The organism is Prevotella sp. 10(H) (genome assembly GCF_000711235.1).
Classification (GTDB): Bacteria; Bacteroidota; Bacteroidia; order Bacteroidales; family Dysgonomonadaceae; genus Dysgonomonas.
Genome location: NZ_JOMI01000001.1, coordinates 241,165 through 267,983, shown reverse-complemented (window position 1 = coordinate 267,983; position 26,819 = coordinate 241,165). Strand labels below are relative to the sequence as shown.

The window sequence follows — 26,819 nt, the reverse complement described above, 5'->3', positions numbered from 1 at the left end:
GATGTTATAGTTCGAATGTTAGTGTGAATGAATAGCTGCGGTTCGACGGCAGATTGAAGAGGTCGAGCCCTTTTCCGGCTGAATAGCCGAAGAGAGATGAGGCAGGGTCTACACCTTTATATGAAGTGATAAGCACAAGATTATTGGCTGTTACACCTACCCGCATCGATTTGAATAAGTTGCTTTTACTCCTGTTGTTATTAAATATGGCATAAGAAAGAGATACGTTCGTAAGCCGTACGTAAGTGGCATCTTCGATATAGTCTTCGCCTACACCTGTTGTTCCGTACCTCACCCATCTGTTTTTGCCGGGATTTGCAGTGTCGTAGAAGTCGACAACTTTTGTGTTTGTAATGCCTGCGGCATCTACTCCCTGAAATACGTAGCCTTTAATATTGCGTTTTTCGGCTGTATCTTCCGATACTCCCTGATAGTCCATCGTAGCCTTTGTACCGTTCCAGCGGTCGCCTCCCTGACTATATTCTATAGTGAATGAAAGATTAAATTTTTTCCACTCGAATGACGGAATCAGCGACATGGTAAAATCAGGTGTAGGATCGCCTATCTTTTTTATATCAAAGTCTTTTAGCGGAAAGCCGTCGTCACCGATAATAAGCTGCCCTTTATCATTACGCTGGAAAGTTGTGCCGTAAATAGCTCCCAGCGGCTCGTCTTTAGCAAAAACAGTTGCTACATCCTGAAATCCTGCCAGTCTGATAAACGGTTGTTCGCCATACAATGCTGTAACCTTATTCCTTACCTGACTGAAAGTAAGCATGGCATCGAAGCGCAGGGCGTTACTCGACCATGTAGGCCTCGTATAGGTCAAGCTGACAAAATATCCGTAATTGCGTATACGGCCTATATTGTGCAAATCGAACACGCGTGAGTTATACATACTTGCTACAGGCGAAATGAAATTGTGCGTATTGTAAATGAATCCGTTTATTTCTCCTGTAAAGCTGCCGCGCGGACTGTAGTACCTGATACCCGCCTCACTTTTCAAATATGTCTCAGGCTTCAGATTTTCTTTGGCAATGATGTCGGGATATTCATAATAGTTATTGAATTCCCCGGAATTTAAATAGGTAGATAAAGCAGCCGGATTGCGGTATACAAGAGATGCTTCGCCAATAGATCGACCAACTGATCCATAAACAGTAAAATTACTGATATCCGTATCGAAAGCATCATACAGGAAATTGTTCATATTCCAGCTGAAGCCTGCTTCGGGAAACAGATTTACATAATCGGAGGATTTTGCAGTATTCGAGAAATAATGCTTGTTATGTAATTCGAAGGTATAATCGCCATTGCCCAGTTTAGCACCGTATTTTACGTCGTGCGCATTCCGAAGAAGAGGATTATAATAAATGTTTTCTTCAAAATATGAAGCTTCGGAGCCGATCTCTATTTTCTCTACTCTATTCCGGTGAAGCTTGTCGGTCGAATGTTTAAAACCATATTTTGCCATCAGATACAGGTCGCTGTACCTGTCGTCAATACGTTCTATCTTATATGAGAATTCTCCCGCAGCAGCAATATTGGACGAGGTTTCACTGCGGTATTGACTCCGGAAACGCACCAAATTATGATCTCCCTGATGTCGCTTATCCCATTGCTTGTCGAAACTGAAATAGGCATCGGCAGTTATTTTCTCGTATGAGTAATTTGTCTTGGCATAAGCCATCAGGTTTTGGGTCTTGTCTCTGTCGGATGTTGTAGATACAGTCAGGAACGGGTTGTTAATACCTGTAGAATATGAGCGCTGTGTGTCATCATTTATTTTCCATGAGCCCTCATTTTTTAAGGCATCCTTACGCGACATGCCGTTTGCATTGTCGAAAGTTGGAGGTGTAGTAAATACAGAATACATCAGCGAGGCCAGATTTGCTCCGTGTTGTGGGAGCTTGCTGTAACTGTTATTGTATATTGCGCCGACACCCGTTTTGAATCTGCCCATCCTCATATCGTCCATCATCAACGATACATTATATGAATCATCGTAGGCATTGGGTATGGGGTTATTAGACCTTTTCTGCCCAAGGCTCAGGGATGTAAAGCCGCGACTGAATCCGGGCATTTTAATGTTTACATTATTGCCGAACGATATTCCCGTCCTAAAGAAATCTGTAGGATCGTAAGCTTTCGCTGCAATGCCATTGCCCATACCGCGGGGTACAAGACTTCCGTGGCGGTCGTAATCATAGGGCTTGCCGTCGAATTCCAAGCTGCTGATAGACGGTCCCCAGCTGAATATTTCTTTTTTGTCTGGTCCGAGCCATTGATCACCATTTCCTTGTGCATATTCCGACTGGCGTTTGGGCAGGCGGCCTACAGTAGATATATTTAAGTGTCCGGTATAGCTGATTTTATATCCTGAATAATAGTACCTTGTTTTTGTCGGCTCTATATGGTAGCGCAGAAAAGGCTTTTTTATTGATTCTATATGACTAAGATTCCCTTTGTAATAGGTTGCGCCCAGATTGTCGCGCAGATATGCCACGCCAATGGTATCTACAGAGCTTTCGAGCAATGCCGATACTTTCGGCAGAGGAGTTTCGGAGAGTACGGAAATTGTTACTTCTTTTACAGTGAATGTACCCCAGTCGCCGGTAACTATAATGTCATCATCGGTAACATTTTTGAGGATAAAGTAGCCATGACGGTCGGTCTTGCCTTTTATTCCACGGTCTTTCACTTTGAAGGAGAGATTCATCAGCTCCATTCCGTCCTTTTTAAGCTGTCCTTTTATTGTTTTCACCTGCGCATAAAAGCAGTTTGTGATTAGAAATAAGGCTAGAAAAAATATTAGTTTTCTCATATATTGTCTATTATAATGTAGTTTTTTATCTAAATGCTAAAGATATATAATAAGATGATTGAAAAGTTAAATCGTTGCATCTTTTTCATAGAAAAATATTGCTATAGGTTACAATATGAAACAATGTGGGTTATAGATTATACTTATAACTAATTTAGAAAAATAGGTTAAATTTAATAATTCTTACCCTTCCGAAAACATTTCTTAATTACTTGTTGTTAATTATACAAACGGGAACACAAAGCTTGAATATATACGGACTTTCTGTTTCATTTTACGAATTACAACAAAATATTAAAATAGTAAAAAGCACAATGATTAAGCGACTTTTATTTACATGCATAGTTCTTGCATTTGTAAGCGTTTTACATGCACAAGAGGAACGCAAGCATCCGTACCTGCCTACTTTTGCGCTGAAAACAAATGCTTTGTACTGGGCCACAACTACACCGAACCTAGGTTTTGAAATAGGGCTTTCAGAGAAGTTTACACTGGACATATCAGGGAATTACAATCCGTGGACATTTTCAGATAATAAGAAATTGAAGCACTGGCTGGTTCAGCCGGAACTCCGATACTGGACCTGTGAACGTTTCAACGGGCACTTTTTCGGTTTGCACGGGCATTATGCCGAATATAATGTGGGTGGTATCAAACAATTAGGGTTGAGTCATCGCCGTTATGAGGGGAATCTCTGGGGTGCAGGTATTTCATATGGTTATCACTGGATTCTGGGTAATCACTGGAGCATTGAAGCTACAATAGGTGTGGGTTATGCACATCTCGACTACGATAAATATGGATGCGGACATTGCGCAGCAAAAATAAAAGACGATACTAAAAATTACTGGGGGCCTACAAAAGCCGGTTTGAGCATTATCTACGTAATCAAGTAAAAAGCAAAGCAAAATGAAGAAAATTACATATATCAGCATATTAGCATTGTTGTTTGCATTGGTTATGCCGGTTGCAGCACAACAGATTTATAAAGGACAGATAGGCGTATCAACGGCTACAATGGAGCGTGAAGGAAATTCTGTCAATGTACATATGATGTTAGACCTGTCGCGTCTCGAACTCGATCGTAACCGTTCGCTGACACTGACTCCGGTAATTACAGGAGCAAATATGCAGCGCGAACTTCCCGATATTTTAATAAACGGTACCACACGCCAGAAAGCCTATCTGAGATCGCAGGCATTGGGCGGCGAAGATAATAAGAATACAGGCTCGTATTCAGTAATAAAGCTGGATAAGAAATCGAAAGGAGAATTGCATTACAGTCAGACTATTCCTTACGAAGACTGGATGGCAGACGCTCATCTGGATATGAAGGAAGACCTTTGCGGATGCGGCGGGCATGAACAGGAAATGTACGTAGAACGGGTTATCGAGAATATGCCTCCGGTAGTTACACCGTATATGATAACTCCGCAGATAGCTTATATACAGCCAAATGTGGAAGCTGTGAAATCGCGTAGCGAACAGTGTGAAACATTCCTTGATTTCCCTGTGAATAAGACAAATATATTGCCTACCTATATGCAGAATCCATCGGAACTGGCGAAGATAGAAGATATGCTGAGAACAGTGAGGACAGACAATAATCTGACTGTTACACGCATCGATATCACAGGATATGCATCTCCTGAAGGCCCGATAGCACATAATGAAAACCTGTCGAAGGGTAGGGCAGAAGCATTTAAGAAATACGTATTACCTAAGTTTGATTTCCCTGCTGACATGTATCATGTGCAATATGGTGGAGAAAACTGGGATGGCTTACTTGCTGCTGTTGAGGCTTCAACTATGAACGATAAAGAGGCCATACTAGATATACTGAAGAATACAAGCGATGTGAATGCACGTAAGAATAAACTGAAAGCACTGAACGGCGGCGTGCCTTACCGTCAGATGCTGACAGAGATATATCCTAAGCTGCGTAAAGTGGTTTCGAGCGCTTACTATACAGTTCGCGGATTCGATGTAGAAGAATCGAAAGAAATACTGGAAAGCCGTCCGCAACAGTTGAGCCTTGATGAAATGTTCCGTATAGCGAATACGCATCAGGCAGGCAGCACAGAATTTACGGATGTGTTCGAAACAGCAGTGAAAATGTATCCTGACGATAAAGTGGCTAACCTGAATGCTGCGGCTGCGGCTCTGGCTGCCGATAATCTGTCGGCTGCGGAAAGATATCTGATGAAAGCAGATACAAACTCGGCTGAATATGCCAACAATATGGGTATATTATACCTGAAACGCGGAGATTTGCAACAGGCTAAAACTCAGTTTGCAAAAGCTGCGGCTGCGGGAATAAGTTCTGCGAATTATAATCTGCAGGAAGTGAATAAGAAAATAGAGAATGATGCTCGTATTAAATAATAAGTTCAGTTTTTAATATTAGTTGTTTTTGGGTACAGGATTCAAATGATAAGTTTGAATCCTGTTTTTATATATGTGTTTCGTGATGAACAGATTATATATGTTAATTGCTGTTTTCGAGAAACTCTTTCTTTAAGTATGTTATAGTCTTCTCTTCATCTGAAAGTATAGTCTTCCATTTTTGATTATCCTTAGCATATACATTTTTTGTGGAATGACTTGCTAATGAATCTTTTGTAAATATAGAATAATAAAAACTGATCTCCTGATCTAAAGCTAATGTTGAAGTACTCATAATAATACCTTTACTGTCATCGGCAAAGAAGAAAGGCGCCTGAGTGGAAAAACTGTATCGGGGTTCCTCATCGGCTACACTATCCAGATTGAATACCATCAGTGATATAGCCATGCCTATCTTTACATCATATACAGGTAATAACAACCAGTTATTGTGAATAGCATAATTTACATTATGCCATGTATTATCTTTATATACCAGCAATCCGTTGCAAGGGAATAACTGTTTTTCTTTGTATACATATCTGAAGGCGACATTGTAATGGTTGTCGTACTCTATTCTCAGCGTATCATTTTCATGTGAAAGATATATTTTACTTCCGTTATAATTTATGTACATATGATTTATCGAATCGGTATCGCACATATCATACAACCCGGATAGCTTATCTGCATCATAAAAGATTACTTCCGGTTTATCGGTCTTTGCCTCGTTCTTGTTTTCCTGCTTGGTTTTGCAGGAAATTATTGAAAAACAAAAGATAACGGATAGAATAAAAATTTTATTGCAGTTCATTCAGTATTGTTTTAAATTTTTTGTTTTGTGCCATTAATTCTTTCCTTTCTGCTTCGGTCAGTGAAGTAGAAGTTGCCAGCTCGTATGTATTGTCCTGTATCTGGTATTTCAGACTTTCTTTAAATCTTCTTTCACCACTTACGCTTGTTTTTAATAATTCTTTTCCATAATATACAGGCACTTTCTCCTCTTTATCATTCCTTCCGCAATAAGCACCTTTCCCGGTTTTGTTTCGTGTTGCTTTGTCCGGATAATAGTCTCCTGTATACAGGGCTTTATCAATCTCGTCGGCAGTATATGTTTTGTTTTCTTTTATCAAAGTTAAGAAATCGGGCCAGTTATTCTCTATTTTACTATAATAATACTTCATAGATCCTTCATAACCTTCTTCTTTAGAAAAACCTGTCAATACACCATGGCTCGTACTCCGGGTAGAGTATGCGGTTTTTCCCATTATACCAAAGAGATTGTAATCTTCTTTAGCGTCTTTACCCCAACTGGATTCCAGACCAGCCTGCCCTAATACCAGCATTATCCCTCTCGGGGATATACCCTTTGCTTTGAAAAAATCATAAAGCCGGACAGCGACTGTGGTCGAGAATTCGTGGTGCATCGGGGGATTTTTAGGCTTCTTTACTTCTACTTGTACAGGTATTTCTCCTAATATATGCATTACAGGCTTGAAAGCACTTTGGTCGGATTTTACCTGTAAAATGATTTTATGTACAGGGTCGTCGGGTGTATAATCCTGCCACGATTCATCAGTGTTGATATGGAATTCGGCTGTATATTGGCTGATATCAAGACTACTTTTAAGAGGAGCGGGAATGCGGACTTCTCCAAGTTCTTTTCCTGTGGTATCGGTGATAAATAATTTGATAGGAACCTGTTTCTTTTCTTTTATATTGAATTTTACATGGAAAGTAATAACGTTATTATAAAAACAACTGTCTATTATCTCTCCTTTGGCATTTTTCCATTTTGTATCTACTATAATGCTGTCTACCACCTGAATATCGCAACTGGCCAGACAGAATTCATTCCCTTCAATACAGGCCTGAACCCTTACCTTTTTGTTGAGAAAAGATTCATCAAATTTGTATTTTAAGGTTATGCCTTTGTCAGGTAAATCTTTTTTTTTGCGATCAACGACTAATGACCATGTTATTTTCTGAATATCTTCTTCTTTCAATGCATATTGCGATGTCACTGCCCGGAATTCTTTTATCGTATTGACTAATACTTTATCTGTAAGATAACACATATCTTTATTTTGTTAAGGTTTCTACGCAGTTAAGGGAAGAAAGGTCAAGATACATATCCCTATCATTATATTTTTCCAGGTATCCGTCAAGAAATTTTATTTTACACCAGTTCGAACCGGCAGGGCCTTTTATCACCTTTTTTATCTTAACATAAGTCCCTATTTGAATCGTAGTAATTACTTCTGAAGAACCGGATCTGCCGGCCATAACTTCTACATCATTCGTATTAGTGAAAGCTACATCTCCAGCTTTGGGATTCTTTAAACGGACTTTAGCTGCATCTGACGGAATTATTATTTTATCAGTGCCCAGATATTGCAGCAAACTATCCACAGAAAGAAAATTTGATAACATCCAATTGCCTATTTGTAAGGGAAATGTATCTGATGTTTCTTTTATTTCTTCTATAGTATCATCATCCATCGATTGTATTACATAATTGTTGATGAGTTGGTTTGTATCGCCTTCTTGAATATTTATTTTGCCATATACAGAGTATCCTTCAGGTTCTTGTATATTGAACTGGATAGAAGCTAAATGCCCTGAATCATCATAATCCGCAACTATATATGACTGGCTGTCGGGATAAGAATATCTACGAAAATATCGTTTCAATAATTTACTATCCTTATTGAAATAACAACACTGATATCCATCCGGTGCATCCGGTTTTTTTGATATACTATTCACTCCATCCGGCGTTGCTTCAAGATATACTACCCGGAAAGTTTTATTTTTTTCTTGATTCAAGCATTGTGCTTTTATATAGCAGCAGTTAGTAAGCAGGCATAATATTATCAGTATACTTTTCATAATCCTTTTATAAATTTATATGCGGTGAAGGTAATGCCGGTCGCTCATTAATTGGTAGGGGTGGTATTTGCAAGACAGGAGGTGCAACAGGCGGTCTTGGTATCTGTACACGAGTTACAGGTGCTTCCAGATTTAATATCGCTTCTTCAGCTGCAGTCATATCATAATCTTCCGGGATAAAGGTTCGTGTAGGGTCGATTACCAATAGATTGTTGTCTGCCTTAAAGTTATAGATAGCCTGTCGTGTATTACTAATAACGGGTGTATTATTGTTTGGCAGATTTCCCCATAAGCCATCCAATGAGCTACTATAATATGACAAATGTTTTAATTGAGCCTGTATCCTGCGATTTCTCCTCCCCTCGTGTAGCATATAGGGACATTTTAGTTCGTGGACGGCCCAGCAAGGTGTTGCAAAAGTCGTGTTATCAAATTCGCAGCCCGACGGATCCTGTGTTGCTGATGTAACGGCACAACGGCAAGGAAACAACATAGGGTAATCGTTATTCGGAATAACTACATTCAGGTTATCGTCGTGCAGTTGGGCCAGAGTTGTCCGAAGCCCTATAACGTGTACCGGAGTAGCCCCGACATTTAAATGAACGTGTCCCGGCCATTCGGAGATTGCTCCAAGATTTCCGGTGCGGCCTGCATAGGCAACAATTCTACCTGCCATGGCGTAATTTTCGGGTATACCATCGACATATCCATTCAGATGGAGATATGTAATATTTGCAGACATAGGAGTGGTCCATGTAACGGTTAACTTATTGCCCACTTTTGTGGCAAATCCCCTTGTTAGCTTACCTCCATGTACAGCATATATATTATCTCCAAGATTGGCATGAATATCCAGACCTCTATGCCCGGCTGACCGCCACAAATATCCTCCGGAATTTCTCACTTCCGATTTTCCATATCCTTTGCCACCATAGGGATCACTACCGCCAATGTCAAAGTATGTGGTGACGATATGCATATTCAGATTTGCATAATCTGCATTTTCTACACAACTATATTCATTTATTCCTACTTCTTCCGGATCATCAATTCCATCCCATACGCACTGGCACCATTCCATAGCTAATAAATGGAAATGAGGCGATGAATTATCATCTGCATCGTAGAAAGAAGATAGAATTTCAGGATCGAATTTTTCGAATTTATTCAGATCGTTCTTTATCTTTATTGTCTCTGAAACCTTAAATTCAGCCTCACTCACTCTGCCGCTGTGGATAACCCATCCGAAATTTCCACCCCAGCCGGTGCTTTGCGGCCCTCTCCATTTGATCTTGAATTCTGTAGCATCATTTTCATTGCTTCTCAAAACCGAGTTGGTACGACTATCGCCGTTAATTCTTTCCAATACCACCGGAAAGTCAAAGAAGCCGACCTCAACTTCTACATTATGTTCGTCGAGCATAGGGGTAGGTATTTTTACGGTTAAGATTCCGCTGGAATCGGTAGCCCTATGGCTGTTATATTCTTCGATGATGAACTTCATCATATTATCGGGTGGATTTCCACTTTCTAATTTTGCCACATGAAAAGCAGCCGACCTGTCTGCCCAGTATTTATTATAATGGGCATGCCATGTTTCGTCATAGTTATTTTTAGGAATGACATCTGATTCTCCATAACCCAGTTTCTGTAAGGCTTCCATCGACGATTTCACCTTAGTGGATGTGCTTAATGCTTTAGCATCTTTCTTCAGGTCGAATATCTTTTCCACTTTGGTCTCTCCATAGCTTATTGCAACTTTCGATGTTCTCGCATTACGAATAGCCGTGTTGGCTCTGCAATCTACTATTTTAAACCGCAGTTCGGTAATCGTTAAGTTGCTTACATTAAGTTTGCTACCCAGATGCGTTTCTTCGTATTTATTGCCTTTTTCTACATTGATCTGGAGAATGTGATCCACCCAGGCTTTCGGGATTTCAATATCGTCCGATATAGCCTTATTGTCCGATACTTTTATTTCTACCGATTGTAGCTTATTCTCTTTTTCGTCGATTATCAAAACGGTTACTGTTTCATCGTCGACGATTCCTTCGGTCGTAAGTTCTATTTTTACCTTGGCTGTAGGCATAGAACTCTTGATGAGTTTACTGTCTTGATTTATCCATTTCGATTCAATTATTTTAGGTAGAGGAGCGGATACTTCTTCCACCACTGCAATTGAAGTTACATTATTAAATGGACATGTTTCTATCGGCGAGAAAGGCATAATGTTGTATTTTTTAGCTGTTTAAATGAAAGTGCACTAATTCTTTTTTCTTGTTTTCCTCTATATTAAGGCTCAATATATCATGTAATTCTTCAGGATACCAGCCTTTGGATAATTGAGGTGCCAGAATGAATATTTTAATTATATCTAGAAGTATATCATAATCTGTAATATTAAATTTTTTCAGATATTCAACATGACAATGAATCATTCTCTTCAATTCATCTCTATTTATATTTTTAATATCTTCATCTTCTGATAATTTCATGAGTGATTTTTTCTCAAAAACATCTTGCATGTTCCGTGAAATAATATCCAGTTGTTTGTTCGTAATTATCCACATCACAAATTAAGCCAAATCTTTGAAGTTCATTTTTCCTGCTTTGAAATAGAAAACTTTTTTCTCCGATAATTCAATATCTTCCGTAATCAGGAATTCTATACCTTCGAAAAACTGACAAGCCTGTTCCTCTGATAATGCAGGAAATACAGTGTCAACAACATGAGGATCATAAAACCTGAAATAAATATACGAACCGTCTTCTTTTTTCATCCTTAAGAAACGCCGCAGATGCTTTCGTAATGCATCTATATTCAGCGTGGAATATAGCCATGTAAGTCTTTTGTTTATTGAGCTATTGATCCTGATTTGCTGAATAAAATTCTCATCGGAAGTAGCATCGACCAAATAGGGCGCAACACTCCATAGCTCTAGTCCGGTACTGCCTCTGAAAAGAGAATGGTAAGTAGCTTTGCTTGCAAAAAGCGTATGTATTTCATCACCCCACAAGGCAGCATCGATAAGTACATAGTTTGGTAGAGGCAGGTTGTGTAAGAATTCTTTTTCTTCCTGCTCTCTCTGCTTCAGGGTCTGTTCTTCTTGAATTACCCCAAGCTCGTCTTTGATATTTGGTAATATCCAACTGTTCATAATAAGTTTTATTACTCAAACTTTATATTATCATTTGCTTACAAATCGACTTCCTTCGAGTTTTTTAATATTACAATAGAGCTGTCTACAGACCATGTCCTCCATGGCTGAGTATCTAAAACAATAAGTTTCTTTAACGGACAATCTTTTATATCCAAGACTTTCAAACCAGAACATCCGGTCAAATCTAAGGTTTCAATGGGATTATTATTCATGTGGAGATCTTCAAGATTCGGACAGTTTTCAAATTCTATAAATCTTAAATTATTCTTGTAGCAGAGGACTCTTTCCAATTTAGGACAATTCTTTATCTTAAAAGAATCTATTACCTGTTCGCTAATATTGATTGTTTTGAGATATGAAAAATCATTTAAACATAACGACCCTTTTAATCGATATGATTTATATCCATTACCATCAAAAAAGCCTATTGACTTTGCTTTCCTTACATTATCTCGCTTGATTGTAAGTATGCTTTCCCAAAATAATGGCCAGTTTTTGCAATATCCCAAAGCTTGCCCGTTTGTTTTGGATATATCAATTGATTGTTGAGACAGAAAATTCTCTATCTGTTCAATCTCCCTTTTGTCATAAGAATTGTTGACATTCCATAGTATTATGAATAATATCAACACAAATGTCAATATTCCAGCTAATATGATCGTTATTTTTTTTACTTTTCGCATTTTACAACAAGATATTGGTACCAGTTACGACGAATTCTTTCGTATGAATCATCTACTTTATATGTAGTATTACTCCCCCAAGAATAGACATCAAATTTAGCCCGGTCATCTGATTTGACTAAGTTGCCTTCATATACTACCCAATGATAATCTGGAGAAATATTAGGTTCATCATCAATTAAGTCTGAATCGATCATCATAAGTGATTCGTATTTATTGTTTATATAATAGTCGTCCATATTATTAATATATTTTTTGGTTTTGTCTATCGACCATCTCACCACGGGGACTTTGTTAAAAAGTCCTTGCCAACCATCTTCCTCGATAATACTATATTTACACATCTTTTCTACAAGTTTTTTTACTGTAGACATCGGTGTGACTCCGGCAATGTTTGTCGGTAAATCATCATCTGTATCCCCATAATCGATAAACGTATTTTCAGAGTCGCGTATACTTGCCATTAATACCCAGTCTGCACTTTTATAATTACCTATTTTACTTGTTTTCAATTTATATAAATGACTATCCGGATCGATTGTAAAATCATTAACTTTTATTTTACCCATAGCATGCAGTTCTAATACTGTTTCGGCATATTCTTCGAAATGATGCTTCGCCCATATATAACATGGTGCAGCAATTCCACACAGAGGTCCCGGCTGTCTGATCAACTCCGGATTTTTTTCTCTATTGTTCACCTCTGTCACTAATGTTTTACGATCAAATTCAAACTTGAATTTAACTTTCAATTCCAAAGTATATATATCATCGTAATGACTTATCCTTACGCATAACTTGAGATTGTTATCAGCTAAATAATCTTTCTCAAGTTTGAAATTGAATGACTTACCGATTTTTGGATCTGTTCTTTCTGTCGTTTTATCATACTTTTGATATTCGAGATGCCAGTGGAATTCCCGGCCGGAGTCTTCTTTGTTTATATATACGTTTTTACTGTATGTATCCGTATATTTGAGAACGTTTACAATATATTCTTCTCCATACTCTATTTCGATCTGGCCGTTAACAGGTTCTATAATTTTGTCTCCTATGAGAAAAGATCTGTCCTGTTTTATTTGAAGTTCACTTACAATAAAATTTACAGGAGATATCGTTACGGTAGTATTATGCTTTGTTTTAGGATTATTGTTAATTAATCCCGAAACTTTTAACGTGTCACCTTGGCTCATCATATTCAATCTTAAAGGTATCTACATAAGCTGTGTTATCGTCCTCTATTCGCAGGTTATCATATTTTAACTGAGAAACTCCATTTTTAAAGAGTTTATCTTCGTTGGCATTAATTACAACATTGACAGTTTCTCCAATAGCTCCTTCTTCTACATCCACACAAAGAGTAACTTCTTTTCCTTCATTTAGTTCCTCTAATTTCCTTGGTTCTCCCTCTTCGTCTACCCAGTATATTTTTATTATTTTAGGATTCTTCTGTGCTTTCTTCTTTTCACATTCTTCGCAAAAAGGTGTACTGTTCAGAGCTGCCTTTTTTAATGTAGCAATTTGGGGCGTAGAGGGATTTAAATCAACTTTTTGCGGTTTCCTCTGCCCTGAATTCTGGAAACTGATCATTCCCCCGCAAGCGCACTGGATTGTAGATGAATTTAAGAGAGGATTGCCACCCGGTACCTGTACCGAAGATATAAAACCTGCCCATACAGTAGGGGCGGGCATGCAGGGAGGATTGAACGGCTTGGCCGTACATGCTCCGAATGGTTTTATATTAGTGATTGGTATTTTATCTGAAATGGTGGCTACCGCGTTTCCCTGTACATGCAGTAAATTATTTGAAGTAACCAGCAATTTGCTTGGAGCTGTGCCACAGGTACATATCAACATGGCTCCTTTTGTTGCATATTCACTCATAGCTGTCATTATAAGTTTTTGTACGTTTGTCTGATAAGTTGAGGCTCGTCATATAGTATGTGTGTCACGGTGTTGTATGAAGTGTATTCTTTTTGTTCCTGTCTCTCGTTTATGTGTAGTTATATTGCAATAAATTATATAATTATGTATAGTCTTTTTTATCCTTTCTTGTGTTATCCACACAAAAGTAAAAAAAAAATATAAATAATAAAGTTTATTTATAATATAAAATCATACTATTTTTGTGGATGTTATGAAGCAACAAGTATAATCCGAAACAACCAGTTTCTAATATATTAAATATGACAGCAGGCCCAGACAAGACAAAGAGAATCCGCCGGACCAACCAAGATATTGAAAAGGATATTATGGCAGGAGCAAAAAAAGTGATTGAAGAACACGGTTTTTTGAAAGCAACACTTACCAATCTGGCAGAGGCTGCCAAAACCGAGCCTCCGGTTATATACAGATGGTTCAATAATATGGATGGTGTCTTCGAAAAGTTCACGGACGGATACAGCTATTGGCTTGCCGATATACTCGATGATGCATGGGATAATAAGAATCCTGATACAAAGCTATATTTTAAGCGTATTTTTGCAGGGTTGGTAAAAGACCTGTACCGCAATAAGTCGATGCGCCAGATACTTCTGTGGGAAATGGCAGAAGACAACCCGATAACATCGAAGAATATAAAATCACGTGAATTTTTCTACAACAATTATCTTTTAGACCAGTATTTGCAGCCATTAAAAGATAAGGAAATTCATATCGACGTAGTTTTTGCATTGCTTTTCGGCGGCATTTATTTTATAAGCCTTATGAAGGATAAGGGCAAATACTGGGGTGTTGATTTTAATACCTCCACCGGAAGAAAGAAACTATTGGAAACAGCAGACCGGATATGTGATTTCATATTTGATAATTCGGATAACCATAAAGTTGAAACTTTAATAATAGCGCGTAAAATGAAAGAAAAGGGTATCGCTGATAACATTATAAAAGAATGCACCTCGCTTTCCCTGAAACAGATAGAAGAACTATAAAATGTAAATAAGAAGCCGTGCAACCTGTCGCAGGCTACACGGCTTCAACCCTTAAATTCATTTATTTGCTTGCTATGAATTCTCTGTTGTTATTTATCTTAAATTGTTCTGTTGCAACAAATGTTCCGTCATTGTCATACTGGTAAATATACAGGTCTGATTGATTCGACCAGTTGTTCAACTTACTGTCCCATTTTGTATAAACAAGGTTTATAATGTTTCCGCTACTGTCAGACACGTATTCATGTTTCTGACCGGATGCCCATCCGCAATCGTCACTCCATTTCTAGTAAGCCTTATCTAATAGCCTGCCTTCAGCATCATAATTATATATATTTCTTTCCACAGGCTTTGATTGCTTTTCGTCGTACGAAATATATTCTTTGGTTGTTCCGCTTTCTGTTACTCTATGGTTGTCATACACTTTCAGTTTTGGCTCGCCGGCATATATGTTTGCTGCTACGAAGATTACGGCTAATGCGAGGGTATATATTCTTGTTTTCATGACTGTGTTTATTTATTAGTTATTTTTATTCAATTTGTTTTTTTGAGCGCTTCTGATAATATGACGCAGACCTACGGAAAAAGGTTACAGCTTTTATAAATAAAATTTAATTATTTTTTTAATGGTTTGTTTATCAGTGGTATATGTTGACTGCTTTGGTTCGAAAAAGAAGAAATAAAAAAGCAGGATACTTTTACAGTTCCTGCTTTTTTTTGTCATATGTAAGCTATGGGTATTTATTTGAATTCCAAAGTTCCATTGTTCAAATTCATTAAAGATTCTACGGTAAAAGAAGCGTATAAACCACCTGTTGAGAATGTAATAATATCATGAAGTCTAGAACCTGTTTTAATCTCAATATAATAACCACTTCCGACTCCTGTATTGAATCCGTCAGCAACAGAAGTGTTATTCGAATTTACCTGCCGGTTCTCTAGTCTGTACGAATTCCCGTTATAAATCTGACGCACAATGCCTGCAAGGTAGTAGATATTGCCTAATACATTATCCACAAAGAGAGACGATGGACTGAATCCGTTAGCAGATACAGTTATAGTTTCATAACTGATGTCTTTGTTAGAAACGAACTGCACTGTCTGTTCCCCTACAGGAGCGGAATTATAAGTGTGCGTATATCCACCCGATACTGCTGTCCATTCTGTTTCGCTTGCTGCAGGCTGTAGGTTATTTGTTGTAATCTTTACAGTAAGAGGATAACTGGCAGGTGCTTCAGGCAAATCTGCTATTATAAACCGTATGGCAGCAGTACTTCCGCTTTTGTAATTAACCAGATTATTCTGATTGACAGACAGATTCGCGAAATGACGTGCTTTAACATCTATAGAAGCCGTTTCGAAATAAGGATTCTGTATTGTAACTGTTTCGTCACTGTTATCAAAACTTGTTTTGAAGTTAAGCACCTTATTTCCTGCGCTTGTTGCCCAGTAAATGTACTTGTAAATTCCATTTACATATTCTACTTCAAGGTCTTTATTCGGTTCGGTAGGGTAGAGTTTCTGTGTCGAAATCTCACACTTTATCGGATATAAATAACTCGGTATAGTAGACGGTATGTTGAAATTCAACGCCATAGTCTGATCTTTAACAGTATATGCTGACGGAGAGAAAGATGTAGGATCGAACTTATATAATGCACTGGAAGTTATCGTTATTGTACGGGTGAGTTTCCCTGCTTTTACCAGTATAGTTGCTTCTTGCTGTCCGGCTAAAACTACAGATACATTACCTGTGATTTTTCCGCCGGTGTATTGTACTACCTGTAGTATGCGGTTAGGATCTTCTACTACAGATACCTGTATTTCGTTATCGGCAGGAGTACCGTTTTTGGTATAATGCGCATCTATATTGAGTTGTCCTCCCTGGATAAACAGGTAATTAACATTTCCTACTGTGAGTATATTGTTGTTATCGTCTGCTATTGTAGGCGATTCCTTATTTATCTCGGCATATATATTATTAGAAGGTTCTGAAGTTTTAGCTCCATTGAAAGTAGTCGATCCTATGGCAGCTTCACTGAACGATCGTATAGAAATCTTATAATTATAATTTCTCATTATAATATAAGGTTGTTTATTACTGTCAAGATATTGTATCTTGTAATATAACTCCTGACCGCTGTCCAGCCGTCCTTTTATAATTACATATGTCTGGTCAGTAAATATATTGTTGTTTTCGAACATATATTTCGGTGTCATGTCACAGTCGGAGGATGTCTGGCTTTCTTTTTCCAGTTGCCCTACAGGTAAAGTCGTAGCATTGTCCATAAGGATGAACGGAGTAGGGGTTCCCTGTGGATTAAACGGAGCAACACTTCCGGTAGTTATATAATTACCAAGTGCATATCCTGTCACCTGAAAGTTTGCAGCCTGGTTCTCTATTGTTACTTTCGCCTGATTGCGATACAATGTAATGTTTACAGGCGCAGACAGGGAAGTGATCACATTGCGTCCCCAGAAAACAAGTTTATTGGTAGCCAAAGCCGGAAGGATTTCTCTTTCATCTTTATTTTTGGCATTTCCTTCATTGAATGAACTCCAATCGTAATTGGCTATATAATGAATGATACTGGCATTATTTGGCAAGCTGGCCTTGAATGTACCTGAGCCTCTGCCATTATTTTCATCACTTAAAAGATCGGTAGCCTGTACCCGTTCAAGAAATAAGCCGTTTGCATCGAATACAAGTAATGAAAGATCATTGACGGAGTTTTCGTATGAAGCAGCCTTTGTCCGGTTTATCCTGTATTCGGGTATGCTGAGTGAAAATTTTACTGTAGTACGGTCTCCCGATACTTCATTACTTTCCTGTTCATAGTAATCTTCGTTCTGACAAGAAAATAAAGTCAGAAAAAGAAAGGGTAGTATATATATAAGTTTTTTCATTATTCCTGCTTTTATCTGTTTATCTGTTTTCCTTCACGTCTCTTACACAACGTACGGCAGCATTATATGGATTTGATACATTATTACCGGCTCCTACGCGAGGGTCCATATATTTTACTGCAGGACTCTGGCGTGCACTCCAGTAATATCCACCTTCGAGTATTTTCTTCACTTCACTTACTCTTGTATTCTGTAGTATATCTATCATGTATATTTCCGCAATTGTAGGTATTCTCCAGTCTGTATACAGTTCGCCGGTAGTTTTATCATTTTCCTGATAATCTGCACATTTTGTTTTTGCAGTCGTATAATTAGAAGCTGCAGTGGCTCCGTGCTGCGACGCCAGCATAAAGCGCGGCGACAGTCGCCTGTTGTTATCCGGAGTATCTATAGTTGCTCCATTAGCATCTACCAAAGGATATCCCAGTACCGCACTCGTTCTTATAAATTCGGCATATGATGCGCCTAGCGCCGGATCGGGTGCATAATGATAGTATCCCGGGTCGAACGGTTCGTCAAACTCGTCCGGATCTTGCAGCGTTGAAAAATCGGCTACCAGCGAGGTCATAATGTACATCTTATTATTATTCTGTCCCTGTGTTCCGTCCGGTGCATCTGCCGAAATATCTGAACTGAGATAAAAGCTCGGATACTGTGCTACAGTAACTTCCTGACTTAGCTCCGATATACCTGATCCGTTACTTACGGTGAATTTTATCGTTTTTTCTACAAAGTTTACAGGCAATGTACTGTTGATAACAATATTACCGGACTTTACCTGTTGATCCCATGTAATATTCACACCATTTGTACCATTGGTAATAGGTTCATCGTTCACGGTGATATCGCTTATCTGTACATCCTGCGACGATGACTGGAATGTGGTTGTAAAAGTTGTACTGTTAGGCAGTTTGATATTGGTATCCTTTACATACAGGAAATTGATTCCTTCTACTTCCACTATCACCTCTTTTGTAGTCCAGTCCTGAATTATATAATTTCCATTGAGTGTTTGTGCTGTAAACGGATTTGTCGATCCCAGCTTATTCACTACCAATGTTATATCGTATAAATAATTGCGGTGTATCCTGTACGAATCGGGGTCAACCGTATTACCGTTCGATAATACATAATTTACAGGCACCCTGTAATAATTCTGCGGATGCTCTACACCTTGCGAATCCGTTACGGGAACATTTACGATGACGTAAGTTTCCTTGCTGGGATCGTTGTTCCAGTCGTTTGCATAACTGTACAGTACAATCTTGTTATTTGTGCTGACTCCGGCATTTATGGTGGTAAAACTACTCATACTTAGTTGAACCGGAGCCACTACATGATCAGTATTATCTACCAAGTTGCTAATATCTCCAAAATTCATTAACCTTTTGCTCACAGGGGTTGTTGCCGAGAGGGTCAGTCCATTGGCATAAGTCATGCCTATACGCAATTTTGCGGCAACCCTTTTCATCGGTACAGGTATTTCTTTATTAACTATTATCCCGTCGTTGAGTACTATTCCTTCCGACACTCCGTCCATGAAAAAATAATTCTGTACAGCATCGGGATTTATTCCTATTGTTACAAGCTTTTTCAGCTGCGAAAGCGGCATCCCTTCTTCAGGTACCGATATTCCATAATTCGCAATAACATAGGTATAATACTGGTCATTTCTATTGAATCTTTCCTGTGTGGCATCCAAAACGGCATCAAATGTACTGGCACCGGTAAGCTCGGTAGGAGGTGTGATTCGCTGATAGAAAGCGCAGGCATCTTCCGTCACTTTGTAAATGAATACATCGAGTGTCTTTATGCGGTTTTCATTCAGGGCATCCTCACCTGTTTCGCTGACGGCTTTTGTGCCGTTAGCTTTATTAACCGAAAGTTTTACTATGATATTTCCTTTCTGTATGCTGTTAGTTTCATTTGTATCATCGTCCTGCGAACAGGAAATAAATGTTCCTGCCAGAACTGATAATATAATGATTATATATGTATTAAGTCGCTTCATTGCTATATCGTATTATTGTTCATATCCTGTTTGGACAAGTGTAATTTCGGTATCGCTGTTACCGGGATACTTACGTGTTCCGCCCGGTTGTACAGGATTGATATTCAATTTCTGGCCATCTACGGTTATGTACATGTTTGTTGTCTTTTCAATACCGTCCCAGTACTTTCTGGCGCCAACCCTTATCTGATATTCGGTATCACCCGATATGCCTTGCGATACAGGGATAATGCCTATACTGGAGCCTTCGGTTCCGAATGTGAAGTCGTATCCGTTGGTAAGTGTTGCAGTCCATCTTTTACCCAATGGGGCGGTAAGTTTGAAACTGTATGTTGCATAAGAAGTTTCGTCAAGAGCATTACCGTTCACCACTGTCGGGTAATGGATAACGCCTGTTTGTGCTCCCTGTGGATCTCCTGTCCATGGATCGAGGCTGAAATCGGCATCTGTTACCGAACCTCCGGTCTGTGATTCGTTCACAGTCCATGGCATAGGAATAATCTTCAGTATCAATAGATTGTCAGGATGCGTAAGCATTGCAATCACAGTATATACCGTATTGCGCATCAGACTGTATTTATTAGCCGTTTGCCCGTCATCGGTAAAATATCCTCTATAAGTAAAATCTGTACCGTCTATATTGATAACCAATCTCAGGTAAGGCGTATCATCGTCTGGTGCCGATGCACCTGCAATATTCTGATACGTATAGAACGATGTGTGCGCATTTTCGGGCACAATACCGCTCATGTCGGACGGCATGGTAGTTAGTGTGGTACTTTGGTTTATCACACCTGTAACCGTAGCCTTATTTATCGGAGATACCATTGCATTGTTCTTATAAGATACATTGCTGTTTTTTATCTGGTTTACTAGCTGGGCAGACACCACTCTGACCTGACTTGTTTGTAAGTCCTGATTCTTAAACAGATATATATCGAGGCGTGCTGCCAGTCTTTCCATCGGTACTTCGGCAGTTACAAACTCCGAATCCATAACGACTTCTTTTTTCCCGATCATCATTATACCGTTGTCCGGAAAATTCTGACTGGTAACGGTCAATGCTTCCAGTTGCTCCATCGTAACATTTGCGCCCAGCCTTTCCGATAAGGAATTATCGGTATTCGTAGTGTTAGCTACGGCATAGATTATTTTTGTCTGCGGACTTACGTTTACCGAAATGGAATATTCTTCCAGAGGATCGGAGGCTATAGCTATTACCGAACCTGAATACTCGCGGGTACCGTCTGCTTTATTAAATATATATATGAGAAGGCTTGTAAATTTACTGTCACCGTTTTTAGAAAGGTCGTCTACTGCGGCCTTTGCCCTGATGGACAGTAAAAGTTTCGCATCCTTGGTTGGTTCTTCGGGAATGGAATCGTCGCTTTCGCTGCACGATGTCATGAACGAAGTCATGAGCAGCATGAGCAGAGCGATGATTATGTTATATCTGTTTATCATAAGTTACATGTATTATATGCCCGGGGTTATATTTTCTTCATCCCATGGTTTTACAGTCACACTAAGGCCGTTGAAACGGAAACTGATTCCTATAAAGGCTTCATTTATACCGTTTACCGTAATATTGTTTTCAGACATAAAGTCTTTCAGATTGAGCGTATATACTACTGCTGATGTTTCTTTATCGATCAGTCTCACATACACATCGTTGTCGTCATTGAAACGCAGGACATTAAATCTTGCATCATATTCTCCATTACCGTGATTTGTTGAGATCGGGTAATAGATAGCTTTCTCTGCCGAGAATCTCTTGTTGAAGTCTACAGTAGGGCTTACGTTGCCTACTTCTATTGTGAATGGGTAAGAGCTTTCGCCTTCCAATCCTATAGTTTGTACCAGCATTTTGATATGAGCACTGCTGAAGTATACTGTATCTCTTGTGAGTACATCTCCGGCCAGCCTGATATCTTTACTACCTATATAAAGGCTGTCATTGGTAGTAATAGTTTCTTTTGTAAAATAATGAGGAGCGGCTACTATACCCGATCCTACTGATGATTCACCGTTGATCTGAGTCTCATTGAACGTATTGCCCCAGCATACTACGTGGTAGTCTCCTTCGGGCAACAATAACTGAATTCCCTGTGACCTGTTGAGGTCGCCTTTATCCAATGTCGTAGTCTGTACCAGATTTCCGTTTTTGTCATATACATACAGGTTTACCTTATTCACTTTTTCGGGAAATATTTCTGTGTCGAAATCTCCCAGATAACTGAAGTATAGGAAAGTACCGCAGTCGCTCATGTCTTCCTTTATACAGCCAGGCATAAGAATGACAAGCAATAAGGCAAATATTATCGATATTTTTTTCATTAGTTCTGTATGTTGAATTTGTTAATAAAAAGAGGCAGGCAGTTTATATCCTGCCTCTCTTATTATAATAGATTATTGTTCAAGATCAAATCCCGGTATAATAGTTTCTTCTGCCCATGGTTCGATAGTCACGTGTACCAATACGTTGTACTGTATATTGCCAAGGTCGTTGTCGAGCAATGGAATAACTTCGATATCCATGTTGTATAATGTTCCCGGTTTGAAGTCGGCAGCAGTCATTTCTTCGTTAGTGTTTCTGTAATATTTGATAATGTTAGAGAAACGTTCGCTACCTGCCAATGCAGGGTTAAATACTTCAACATCTGATGATTGCAGATTAGTTATATCTATATTAGCAAGATCGAGATGCAGTGTAGGTACTTCTGTACCAGGGAAGAAGTTGAATGCATAAGCCTGATTAGCCGGAGCTAAAGGAAGGTTAGCATATGCACCGCCGGTATAATTGCTGTAGCTTGCATACTCACTTGCATTTGTTGCAGGAGTGTCGAACAGCCATTCACCATTTTGGATATGATTTTCGAATGTAGTGTTACGCAACAGATTATCCAGAGTTCCCGGCAGGTTGTAAGTGTTATAGAATGCATTCAGATAAATACCTTTAAGATTTGCTGTAAAGCCATCCCATGTCACATTAGCAGATCTGTTTGCACCATTGATTTCTCTTGTGAAAACAAATGAACCTGTATTTTTGAAAGAAACGCTCTTGATCTGTATACGTGCAACGATAGGCGCGATAGATACATTAGCTGTATAAGTGTTACCGCCGGTTGGATCAGGGTTTACTGGCTCAGGTACAACAGGAGTCAGATCATCGTCCATACCGTAATACAATACTGCAGAACCTTGCTGATCGGCCAATGTAGTGTTCACAACATTGTTAGTCACTGCTGATCCCGGATTACCGTATACGTATACTTTAGATACTGCCTGAGGAACGTTTATAAATTTCAGACCTTTTGAAGGAGTTACCAGTTTGTCCCAATCAGAATCTGTATCGGTAGATTTTGTTACCGATTTGGTTGCTATAACTGTACCGCTGGCATCTGTCAGGTTGATTAATACACTGTTTACATCCTTTGTGTCGGCTGTAATTATTTCTGTAGGGCCGGTCGCTTTAGGAGTAGCTCCTGCTAGCGTTACGGAAATAGATTTAGGACCATTGTCCACTATTTCGGTTTCATTGTCGTTGCTGCAGGCAAATAATCCCAAACTTGCCAATGCAATTAAAAAATACTTTGAAATTTTCATAATTTAAATAATATCAGTAAATAATAAAATTTGATTCGAGATGTTTATTTTCTCTTCTTTTGGGCGTAATTGCGACTGATATCAACCAGGGAATCAAGGTGTGGTGTGTATGATGTGAATCCGCTTGTGAAGTAGCTACAATCTTACCTCAAGTTTTTAGTTTGTTTTTAATTTTACAATACTTTCGAACTGCCCTCCGGAGACTAATAATATCATAAAATATTGTTCAGATATGTAAACAAACGTATTTGAGGAAAAGTTTAGATTCTTTTATAAATTTGCTGATTTATTAAACATTGAATGCAGACAATGATGTACTTTTTTACGATTTTTAGATTTTATTGTTAAGGCTATAAATCTTAAGGCTAGTATATTATAAATAAAAAAGCTATCCCTGTGGAATAGCTTTTTTGTATGATGTATCGATATAGTCTATATCAGTGCGCGCTTTCGAACTGGTCGAGGAAGCGCTTGTCGTTTTCGGAGAACAGCCGCAGGTCTTTTACCCTGTACTTGAGGTTTGTAACACGCTCTATACCCATGCCGAGGGCATAACCTGTGTATACTTTACTGTCGATACCGCAATTCTCCAGTACATTAGGGTCTACCATACCGCAACCAAGGATTTCCACCCAGCCTGTATATTTACAGAACGGGCAACCTTTGCCGCCGCATATGTTACATGATATATCCATTTCGGCGCTAGGCTCGGTAAAAGGGAAGTAGGACGGGCGCAGGCGTATTTTGGTATCTGCTCCGAACATTTCCTTTGCAAAATAAAACAATACCTGCCTAAGGTCGGCAAACGATACGTTTTTATCTATATATAAGGCTTCCACCTGATGAAAGAAGCAGTGCGCGCGGTACGATATTGCTTCGTTACGATATACACGTCCCGGGCAGATAATGCGGATAGGCGGTTCCTGCTTTTCCATTACACGCGTCTGTACCGATGAGGTATGTGTGCGGAGTACTATCTCGGGATTGCGTGCTATAAAGAATGTATCCTGCATATCGCGGGCAGGATGATCTGCCGCAAAGTTGAGCGAAGAGAATACGTGCCAGTCGTCCTCTATTTCGGGGCCTTCTGCTATGGAAAATCCCAAACGGCGGAATATATCGCAAATCTCTTTCTTCACTATCGACAGCGGATGACGCGTACCCAATGCTATAGGGGCAGCAGTGCGTGTAAGGTCGATAGAGTCGTCGCCGGTTTGCGAATTTTCGAGCGAGTCTCTCAATTGATTGATCTTTTCCTGAGCCTTTTCTTTCAGTTCGTTGAGTTTCATTCCCACTTCGCGCTTCTGGTCGGAAGCCACATTGCGGAAATCATTCATCAGCGCCGAAATTTCACCTTTCTTGCTCAGGTATTTTATACGCAGGTTTTCTATTTCTTCTGCTTTTCCGGCTGCCAGATTATCTATCTCTGACAAAAGCCTGTTAATCTTATCAATCATATATCAAATATAGTTTTCTACGAAATGAGTACAAAAGTACATTTTTCTTTTCAGATAGAGAAATACTTTTTTTGAATCTTATCGATGCTTAATATTGAGGGTGTGTATAGTTTAAAAAGCGAAAGCGGGACTGTTAATCCCGCTTTTATTTTTTTGCAGACAAAAGCCATTGCCGGCATGTTAATTGAATCATACAAAATATCTGTATGGATTCTTTTTTATAATCTTTTTTCCGCAATTAAATATTTTCTTGCAAGAAATTGTTATTCATTCAAATCTATATCTTCGTTTGCAATATCGAAATCATCAGCACAAATCTTTTCCAGAGCGATAGCCAGCTTCATATAGGGGCTGTCCTCCTTCACGGAAGATTTTTGTTCGGGGATCTCCTTCTCTTTTGGTTTTTCTTTGCTTCTATCCTGACTATTCTTATTATCTTTCATCTTCAATTCCTTCTAATGAGTAAATACATCTGCTTATTTAGACGAACAAAACATGGAAATATTTTACATATTTCTATTAGTTTTTCTTAAATTATGTGAGATTTAAGGATTGGGCATTATCTATTAGTAATGGAGTTGCATACCTGTTATCTGTCACCCTCGCGTGTGTTAACCTAAAACTCTTTGAATACTGAATATTAATCATTTAAAACTCCATAATCAAGAGGCTAAAGATAGTGAATTTTCTTATTCGGGAATATTTTTTAGGCTTTACTTATTAACAAGACGTGGTTAATTTTTGTAAATAAAATTAAACTTGCTTTCAAAATAACCATTTCGAAACAGGCAATATCTTCAAACATATTATTTTTATAACTTTTGATTACTTGGATTCAGGATACTTCATTTCTATAGCAGGATTTCGTTTAAATCAGTTTTTATAAGTATTTTTGTTCGCTGAATCAAAAATTGAGTAATCCTATTTCGTAAAAGATATGACAACTATCGAAAAAGCAATGGCTATGCTGCCTGCCAGAGGCTATCTGGATATGGAAATACCGGGGGGCACAGACCTTGTAGCTGAAATCAACCATATGCGCAAAGAAAAAAATGCCATTATCCTTGCTCATTATTACCAGACAGGCGATATACAGGATATAGCAGATTTTCTTGGCGACAGCCTTCAGCTGGCACGCGCAGCGGAGAACACTGACGCTGATATGATTGTCTTTTGCGGAGTACACTTTATGGCAGAAACAGCCAAGATACTCAATCCGACAAAGAAAGTAGTATTACCCGATTTGCTGGCAGGATGTTCTTTGGCCGATTCCTGTTCGGGTGAAGGACTGCGCGAACTGAAAAAAGAACATCCCGATGCTATAGTTGTAAGCTATATCAACTGCGATTCGGGAGTTAAAGCCGAAAGCGACATTATCGTAACATCATCAAATGCCGAACATATAATCAACTCGTTACCTCAGGAGCAGAAGATTATTTTTGCCCCGGACAGGAATCTCGGGCGCTATATCAATCAGGTGACAGGCCGCAATATGATATTGTGGGACGGTGCCTGTATCGTTCACGAAGCATTCTCGCTGGAACGTATTGCGCAGCAGATGCTCGATCATCCAAAAGCAAAACTAATTGCACATCCCGAGGCACAGAAACCGGTGCTACAGGTAGCTCATTATGTAGGCTCTACAGCTAATCTGCTGAACTATGTAGTGAACGACAGTGCCGAAGAATTTATAGTAGCTACCGAAGAAGGTATCCTGCATGAGATGCGTAAGCGTGCACCGGGTAAAAAGCTTATTCCGGCACTGACGATAGATGATACATGTAATTGCAGCGAATGCCATTTTATGAAACTCAACACCATGCAGAAGCTTTATCTGTGCATGAAATATGAGCAGCCGGAAATACTTATGGACGAAGAAATCCGGTTGAAAGCCTTACGCCCGATAAATAAGATGCTGGAGCTTTCGAAGGCGATAAAATAGTTACAAGTTACAAGACACAAG

Annotated in this window: 23 protein-coding genes; 4 read left to right on the top strand and 19 right to left on the bottom strand. The window is 38.9% G+C overall.

What is annotated here, in order from left to right; all coding sequences use genetic code 11:
• Positions 1-4 precede the first annotated feature (4 nt).
• Positions 5-2,824 (bottom strand): TonB-dependent receptor, encoded by a 2,820-nt coding sequence (locus K348_RS0101150; RefSeq protein ID WP_029902101.1) that lies wholly within the window; start codon positions 2,822-2,824, stop codon positions 5-7.
• 314 nt (positions 2,825-3,138) lie between these two features.
• Here K348_RS0101150 and K348_RS0101145 point away from each other — a divergent pair, with 314 nt between their 5' ends.
• Positions 3,139-3,720 (top strand): DUF3575 domain-containing protein, encoded by a 582-nt coding sequence (locus K348_RS0101145; RefSeq protein ID WP_029902099.1) that lies wholly within the window; start codon positions 3,139-3,141, stop codon positions 3,718-3,720.
• A gap of 13 nt (positions 3,721-3,733) precedes the next feature.
• Positions 3,734-5,209 (top strand): DUF3868 domain-containing protein, encoded by a 1,476-nt coding sequence (locus K348_RS0101140; RefSeq protein WP_029902098.1) that lies wholly within the window; start codon positions 3,734-3,736, stop codon positions 5,207-5,209.
• 103 nt (positions 5,210-5,312) lie between these two features.
• Here the strand turns inward: K348_RS0101140 and K348_RS0101135 are convergent, their stop codons facing one another.
• The 9 genes from K348_RS0101135 to K348_RS18665 form a co-directional block, all read right to left on the bottom strand.
• Positions 5,313-6,023: a hypothetical protein gene (locus K348_RS0101135; protein WP_029902096.1), complete on the bottom strand. Its 711-nt coding sequence runs from the start codon at positions 6,021-6,023 to the stop codon at positions 5,313-5,315.
• On the bottom strand, positions 6,010-7,287 hold the full coding sequence (locus tag K348_RS0101130; protein ID WP_029902094.1) for a glucosaminidase domain-containing protein: 1,278 nt from the start codon (positions 7,285-7,287) through the stop codon (positions 6,010-6,012). Before K348_RS0101130 ends, K348_RS0101135 begins: the two co-directional genes overlap by 14 nt.
• Before the next feature lie 4 nt (positions 7,288-7,291).
• Positions 7,292-8,038: a hypothetical protein gene (locus tag K348_RS0101125; RefSeq protein WP_156032687.1), complete on the bottom strand. Its 747-nt coding sequence runs from the start codon at positions 8,036-8,038 to the stop codon at positions 7,292-7,294.
• A gap of 70 nt (positions 8,039-8,108) precedes the next feature.
• Positions 8,109-10,328, bottom strand: a complete 2,220-nt coding sequence (locus K348_RS0101120; protein WP_029902090.1) for a hypothetical protein — start codon at positions 10,326-10,328, stop codon at positions 8,109-8,111.
• A 13-nt stretch (positions 10,329-10,341) separates the two neighbouring features.
• Entirely contained in the window at positions 10,342-10,596 is a 255-nt protein-coding gene (locus tag K348_RS0101115) for a hypothetical protein (RefSeq protein WP_156032685.1), read from the bottom strand.
• Positions 10,597-10,677: 81 nt separating this feature from the next.
• Positions 10,678-11,259 carry a DUF4123 domain-containing protein gene (locus K348_RS18670; RefSeq protein WP_051697472.1) on the bottom strand — a complete coding sequence of 194 codons (582 nt, stop codon included), beginning with the start codon at positions 11,257-11,259 and terminating at the stop codon, positions 10,678-10,680.
• A gap of 38 nt (positions 11,260-11,297) precedes the next feature.
• Complete coding sequence (locus tag K348_RS0101105; RefSeq protein ID WP_029902086.1) at positions 11,298-11,945, bottom strand: leucine-rich repeat domain-containing protein; 648 nt, start codon at positions 11,943-11,945, stop codon at positions 11,298-11,300.
• Positions 11,933-13,141 carry a hypothetical protein gene (locus K348_RS0101100; protein WP_029902084.1) on the bottom strand — a complete coding sequence of 403 codons (1,209 nt, stop codon included), beginning with the start codon at positions 13,139-13,141 and terminating at the stop codon, positions 11,933-11,935. The genes K348_RS0101105 and K348_RS0101100 overlap by 13 nt, the downstream gene beginning before the upstream one ends.
• Entirely contained in the window at positions 13,125-13,829 is a 705-nt protein-coding gene (locus K348_RS18665; protein WP_197027611.1) for a DUF4280 domain-containing protein, read from the bottom strand. Before K348_RS18665 ends, K348_RS0101100 begins: the two co-directional genes overlap by 17 nt.
• A 302-nt stretch (positions 13,830-14,131) precedes the next feature.
• Here K348_RS18665 and K348_RS0101090 point away from each other — a divergent pair, with 302 nt between their 5' ends.
• A complete protein-coding gene (locus K348_RS0101090; protein WP_029902080.1) occupies positions 14,132-14,875 on the top strand; it encodes a TetR/AcrR family transcriptional regulator in 744 nt (247 codons plus the stop codon).
• A gap of 61 nt (positions 14,876-14,936) precedes the next feature.
• Here the strand turns inward: K348_RS0101090 and K348_RS19125 are convergent, their stop codons facing one another.
• The 9 genes from K348_RS19125 to K348_RS0101045 form a co-directional block, all read right to left on the bottom strand.
• On the bottom strand, positions 14,937-15,113 hold the full coding sequence (locus K348_RS19125; RefSeq protein WP_156032683.1) for a hypothetical protein: 177 nt from the start codon (positions 15,111-15,113) through the stop codon (positions 14,937-14,939).
• 48 nt (positions 15,114-15,161) lie between these two features.
• Positions 15,162-15,380: a hypothetical protein gene (locus K348_RS0101080; protein WP_029902077.1), complete on the bottom strand. Its 219-nt coding sequence runs from the start codon at positions 15,378-15,380 to the stop codon at positions 15,162-15,164.
• Positions 15,381-15,616: 236 nt separating this feature from the next.
• Positions 15,617-17,782 carry a hypothetical protein gene (locus K348_RS0101075; RefSeq protein WP_029902075.1) on the bottom strand — a complete coding sequence of 722 codons (2,166 nt, stop codon included), beginning with the start codon at positions 17,780-17,782 and terminating at the stop codon, positions 15,617-15,619.
• Between the two features lie 19 nt (positions 17,783-17,801).
• Positions 17,802-19,793: a fimbrial protein gene (locus K348_RS0101070; protein WP_029902073.1), complete on the bottom strand. Its 1,992-nt coding sequence runs from the start codon at positions 19,791-19,793 to the stop codon at positions 17,802-17,804.
• A 12-nt stretch (positions 19,794-19,805) separates the two neighbouring features.
• Positions 19,806-21,257 carry a DUF4906 domain-containing protein gene (locus K348_RS0101065; protein ID WP_029902071.1) on the bottom strand — a complete coding sequence of 484 codons (1,452 nt, stop codon included), beginning with the start codon at positions 21,255-21,257 and terminating at the stop codon, positions 19,806-19,808.
• 12 nt (positions 21,258-21,269) lie between these two features.
• Positions 21,270-22,130 carry a FimB/Mfa2 family fimbrial subunit gene (locus K348_RS0101060; RefSeq protein WP_029902069.1) on the bottom strand — a complete coding sequence of 287 codons (861 nt, stop codon included), beginning with the start codon at positions 22,128-22,130 and terminating at the stop codon, positions 21,270-21,272.
• Positions 22,131-22,202: 72 nt separating this feature from the next.
• The gene (locus K348_RS0101055; RefSeq protein ID WP_029902067.1) at positions 22,203-23,399 is read right to left on the bottom strand and encodes a hypothetical protein; all 1,197 of its coding nucleotides are present in this window, start codon (positions 23,397-23,399) and stop codon (positions 22,203-22,205) included.
• 437 nt (positions 23,400-23,836) lie between these two features.
• The gene (gene pheS / locus K348_RS0101050) at positions 23,837-24,856 is read right to left on the bottom strand and encodes a phenylalanine--tRNA ligase subunit alpha (protein WP_029902065.1); all 1,020 of its coding nucleotides are present in this window, start codon (positions 24,854-24,856) and stop codon (positions 23,837-23,839) included.
• Positions 24,857-25,119: 263 nt separating this feature from the next.
• Positions 25,120-25,299: a hypothetical protein gene (locus K348_RS0101045; RefSeq protein WP_029902063.1), complete on the bottom strand. Its 180-nt coding sequence runs from the start codon at positions 25,297-25,299 to the stop codon at positions 25,120-25,122.
• Between the two features lie 494 nt (positions 25,300-25,793).
• Between K348_RS0101045 and nadA the strand changes: the two genes are divergently transcribed.
• A complete protein-coding gene (nadA, locus tag K348_RS0101040) occupies positions 25,794-26,798 on the top strand; it encodes a quinolinate synthase NadA (RefSeq protein WP_029902062.1) in 1,005 nt (334 codons plus the stop codon).
• The last annotated feature ends 21 nt before the right edge of the window (positions 26,799-26,819 follow it).

Bases quoted from the DNA above. Each gene is read 5' to 3' on its own strand.
- K348_RS0101140 (WP_029902098.1), top strand. From the start codon at position 3,734: ATGAAGAAAATTACATATATCAGCATATTAGCATTGTTGTTTGCATTG.
- K348_RS0101100 (WP_029902084.1), bottom strand. From the start codon at position 13,141: ATGATGAGCCAAGGTGACACGTTAAAAGTTTCGGGATTAATTAACAAT.
- K348_RS0101090 (WP_029902080.1), top strand. From the start codon at position 14,132: ATGACAGCAGGCCCAGACAAGACAAAGAGAATCCGCCGGACCAACCAA.
- nadA (WP_029902062.1), top strand. From the start codon at position 25,794: ATGACAACTATCGAAAAAGCAATGGCTATGCTGCCTGCCAGAGGCTAT.
- K348_RS0101135 (WP_029902096.1), bottom strand. From the start codon at position 6,023: ATGAACTGCAATAAAATTTTTATTCTATCCGTTATCTTTTGTTTTTCA.
- K348_RS0101045 (WP_029902063.1), bottom strand. From the start codon at position 25,299: ATGAAAGATAATAAGAATAGTCAGGATAGAAGCAAAGAAAAACCAAAA.
- K348_RS0101065 (WP_029902071.1), bottom strand. From the start codon at position 21,257: ATGATAAACAGATATAACATAATCATCGCTCTGCTCATGCTGCTCATG.
- K348_RS0101080 (WP_029902077.1), bottom strand. From the start codon at position 15,380: ATGAAAACAAGAATATATACCCTCGCATTAGCCGTAATCTTCGTAGCA.
- K348_RS0101130 (WP_029902094.1), bottom strand. From the start codon at position 7,287: ATGTGTTATCTTACAGATAAAGTATTAGTCAATACGATAAAAGAATTC.
- K348_RS0101055 (WP_029902067.1), bottom strand. From the start codon at position 23,399: ATGAAAATTTCAAAGTATTTTTTAATTGCATTGGCAAGTTTGGGATTA.
- K348_RS0101145 (WP_029902099.1), top strand. From the start codon at position 3,139: ATGATTAAGCGACTTTTATTTACATGCATAGTTCTTGCATTTGTAAGC.
- K348_RS0101070 (WP_029902073.1), bottom strand. From the start codon at position 19,793: ATGAAGCGACTTAATACATATATAATCATTATATTATCAGTTCTGGCA.
- K348_RS18670 (WP_051697472.1), bottom strand. From the start codon at position 11,259: ATGAACAGTTGGATATTACCAAATATCAAAGACGAGCTTGGGGTAATT.
- K348_RS18665 (WP_197027611.1), bottom strand. From the start codon at position 13,829: ATGAGTGAATATGCAACAAAAGGAGCCATGTTGATATGTACCTGTGGC.
- K348_RS0101120 (WP_029902090.1), bottom strand. From the start codon at position 10,328: ATGCCTTTCTCGCCGATAGAAACATGTCCATTTAATAATGTAACTTCA.
- K348_RS0101115 (WP_156032685.1), bottom strand. From the start codon at position 10,596: ATGAAATTATCAGAAGATGAAGATATTAAAAATATAAATAGAGATGAA.
- K348_RS0101075 (WP_029902075.1), bottom strand. From the start codon at position 17,782: ATGAAAAAACTTATATATATACTACCCTTTCTTTTTCTGACTTTATTT.
- K348_RS0101105 (WP_029902086.1), bottom strand. From the start codon at position 11,945: ATGCGAAAAGTAAAAAAAATAACGATCATATTAGCTGGAATATTGACA.
- K348_RS0101060 (WP_029902069.1), bottom strand. From the start codon at position 22,130: ATGAAAAAAATATCGATAATATTTGCCTTATTGCTTGTCATTCTTATG.
- pheS (WP_029902065.1), bottom strand. From the start codon at position 24,856: ATGATTGATAAGATTAACAGGCTTTTGTCAGAGATAGATAATCTGGCA.
- K348_RS0101150 (WP_029902101.1), bottom strand. From the start codon at position 2,824: ATGAGAAAACTAATATTTTTTCTAGCCTTATTTCTAATCACAAACTGC.